Below are 1,043 nucleotides of genomic sequence, written 5' to 3'. Positions count from 1 at the left end.
AGAAAGAATCGGCATGGTTGTCACCGTGTATTGACGCCCGCCGCGAGAGGGTGAGGCTCCGCTCACAATCTGCTCTGTCCGCTGCAGGTTGAGCAACATTTCCTCTAGCTCGGTCAGGCGCTCGTCCATGATCCGGATCTGCTCCTGGGCCTGGCGGGCCTTTTTGATCAACCGCTCGTTTTCCTCTTCGATTTGCCGGATTTCTTCAAGCCGCTCCTGGCGCACGAGGGCAAAATATCTGCCGGTGCCGAGGGCCAGGACAATGAGCATCAGTAGGATGCTGATGAGTAAAAACTGCCAGCGTCTAAGTTTCATCGTTTACCTCCCGCGATCATTTTCCGGTAACTTTCCCCGGTGTTCTCCACAATCTCACACATCTCCAAAACTCTATCCATCGCGCGGTCGCCGATCTTCTTTTCGAGCTCGTCGAGGGTGCTGTTGGTCGTTATAATCAGCGGCTTGCAGTAGGAATATCTCTCGTCGATGATGGTGTAGAGTGTCGGTTCGGTCCACTCTGTCCATTTTTCGGCGCCAGCGTCATCCAAAACCAGCAAGTCGGCCTGGGTAAGCCCCCTCATAATTTCCGCCTCCCCCACAGGGCTGTTATCGCGATATGTTGCGCGAATCCGGGAGAGCAAGCGCGGCACACGCTCGAAGATGGCGGTGTAGCCCTGTGCCAGGGCCTCGCGGACTACGGCAGCGGCCAGGTGAGACTTGCCATTCCCCGGCGGGCCGAAAAGCAGGAAGCCGTGTCCGTCGGCAATGTTCTCTTTCAGGCTCCCGGCGTAGTCAGCGGCCACCTTGCGCGCGGCCTCTGTGCCAGGCAGGATCTTCCAGTTGCCGAAGCTGCACCTGCCATAACGCGGGCCCAGACCGGAGTTGTCGAATAATCGATTAAGGCGGTCCTGGCGTTCGCGGGCAAGGCGGGCGCTTTCCTCTTTCGCCTCCCGCTTAATCTCGCACTCACAGCGGGGGGTAAAGCTATAAACCGCTCCCCCGATGGCGACGGTGACGGGCTTTATCTCGCCGCCGCACTTTTCGCA

Annotated in this window: 2 protein-coding genes; both read right to left on the bottom strand. The window is 58.5% G+C overall.

The annotated features are described in order from the left end of the window. Positions 1-315 (bottom strand): hypothetical protein (locus ACE4YL_RS12915; RefSeq protein ID WP_461369699.1); only part of this gene is annotated, 315 nt, incomplete at its 3' end. Beyond that, positions 312-1,043 (bottom strand): ATP-binding protein (locus ACE4YL_RS12910; protein WP_461369698.1); only part of this gene is annotated, 732 nt, incomplete at its 5' end. The genes ACE4YL_RS12910 and ACE4YL_RS12915, both read right to left, overlap by 4 nt.

The organism is Candidatus Darwinibacter acetoxidans (genome assembly GCF_041936445.1).
Lineage (GTDB): Bacteria > Bacillota > Limnochordia > Darwinibacteriales > Darwinibacteriaceae > DTU010.
This window is presented reverse-complemented; position numbering and strand designations above follow the sequence as displayed.